Below are 2,102 nucleotides of genomic sequence, written 5' to 3'. Positions count from 1 at the left end.
CGGCGGCGGCCCGCGCCTCGCCGCCGCCTTCGCGCGCGGCGCCGCCGATGCCGGGGCCGACGGGCTCCTCCTCATGCCCCCGTACCTCGTCGACTCCACGCCCGCGGGTCTCGTCGCGCACGTGCGGTACGTGGCCGGGGCGACCGCCCTGCCGCTCGTCGTCTACCAGCGCGCCAACGCCGTGCTCGACCCGCCGTCCGCGCTCGCGCTGCTCGACCTTCCGACCGTCGCCGGGATCAAGGAAGGCCGCGGCGACGTGGACGCGACGCAGCGGATCATCGCGACCGTACGGACCTCGGGGCACCCGCGCGCGGAGAGCTTCGTGTTCGTCAACGGGCTTCCCACGGCGGAGGTTTCGGTCCCGGCCTACCGGGCGATGGGTGTCACCGGGTACTCCTCGGCCGTCCTGTGCTTCGCCCCGGACATCGCCGTCGCCTTCCACCGCGCGAGCACGCGCGGGGACGTCGCCGCCGTGCGCACGCTCCTCGCCGAGTTCTACGTGCCGCTCGTCCGCCTGCGCGACAAGGCACCCGGGTACGCGGTGGCCCTCCCCAAGGCCGGCGCGCGGCTCGCCGGCCTCGATGTCGGCCCCGTACGTCCGCCGTTGCTCGACGCCTCCGAGGAGCACGTCGCCGAACTCAAGGACATCATCGCGCGCGGGCGGGCCGCCCTCGCGGGCATCGAGGCGCGGGGAGTCGCCGCGTGAGCGCCACCGCGCGCGGCCCGCGCGTCACCGAGGTCGTCGTCACGCCGGTCGCCTTCCCCGACCCGCCCCTCCTCAACGCCTCGGGCGTGCACCAGCCCTGGGCATTGCGCACGATCGTCGAGATACGCACCGACGAGGGCCTGTACGGGCTCGGCGAGACGTACGGCGACGCGGCGCACCTCGCCCTCGTTCGCCGAACCGCCGTCGAACTCGCCGGACTTGACGTCTTCGACCTAGCGGACGCCTACCGCCGCACCGCCGCCGCGCTCGACGGGGCCGCCGCCCCCGGCGACAAGCACGGCCTGATCGGCCCCGCCACCCGCGAGAAGACGCTGCTCCAGGTCTACTCCCCGTTCGAGGTGGCCTGTCTCGACGTGCAGGGCAAGGCGCTCGGCCGCCCGGTCTCCGACGTGCTCGGCGGACGCTTCCGCGACGAAGTTCCCTTCTCCGCCTACCTCTTCTACAAGTGGGCGGGCCATCCCGGGGCGGCGCCCGACTCCTTCGGCGAGGCGCTCGACGCGGACGGCATCGTGCGGCAGGCGCGGGCGATGACCGCGCGCTACGGCTTCGAGTCGATCAAGCTCAAGGGCGGCACCCGCGCCCCGGAGGAGGAGGTCGCCGCCGTGCACGCGCTGCGCGCCGCCTTCCCCACGCACGAACTGCGGATCGACCCCAACGCCGCCTGGACCGTGGAGACTTCGCTCAAGGTCGCGGAGGAGACGCGCGGGCTCCTCGAATACCTGGAGGACCCGGCGCCCGGCATCGATGGCATGGCGGAGGTCGCGCGCGGCGCCGGCATGCCGCTCGCGACGAACATGTGCGTCGTGGCCTTCGAGCACATCGCCCCGGCCTTCACCAAGAACGCCGTGCAGGTCGTCCTCGCCGACCACCACTACTGGGGCGGGCTGCGCCGTTCGCTCGAACTCGCCGCGATCTGCCGCACGTTCGGCGTCGGCATCTCGATGCACTCCAACAGCCACCTCGGCATCTCGCTCGCCGCGATGGTCCACCTCGCGGGCGCGGTCCCCGTCCTGGACCACGCGCTCGACACGCACACGCCGTGGCAGGACGGCACGGACGTCGTGGAGCACCCGCTGACCTTCCACGGGGGGAAGGTCACCGTGCCCACGACGCCCGGACTCGGCGTCGCCCTCGACCGCGACGCTCTCGCGCGCCTGCACGAGAACTACACACGCTGCGGCATCGCCGAACGCGACGACACGACGTACATGCGGCAGTTCGTACCGGACTTCACGGTGGGACGGGCGAAGTGGTGAGGCCGGGGACGAACGGTCGCCGGGGGCCAGGTGCCGAGCCTTCGGGCGTGCGCCCGGCGGGCGCTCCCGCCGCGGGCAACCGCACGGCGTCCGCTCGCCCGGCGGACGCCCCCGCCGCA

Annotated in this window: 2 protein-coding genes; both read left to right on the top strand. The window is 74.0% G+C overall.

Translation table 11 applies throughout. The features are described from left to right. Window positions 1-706: dihydrodipicolinate synthase family protein (locus G3I42_RS08150; protein ID WP_164283795.1), on the top strand; the 706-nt coding region annotated here is incomplete at its 5' end. Continuing rightward, window positions 703-1,983: a glucarate dehydratase family protein gene (locus G3I42_RS08145; RefSeq protein WP_164283793.1), complete on the top strand. Its 1,281-nt coding sequence runs from the start codon at window positions 703-705 to the stop codon at window positions 1,981-1,983. The genes G3I42_RS08150 and G3I42_RS08145, both read left to right, overlap by 4 nt. The last annotated feature ends 119 nt before the right edge of the window (window positions 1,984-2,102 follow it).

Origin of the sequence: Streptomyces sp. SID11385, assembly GCF_010548245.1 — a bacterium.
Lineage (GTDB): Bacteria > Actinomycetota > Actinomycetes > Streptomycetales > Streptomycetaceae > Streptomyces.
The sequence above is the reverse complement of the archived record's forward strand: the minus strand, read 5'-3'. Positions and strand labels throughout refer to the sequence as shown.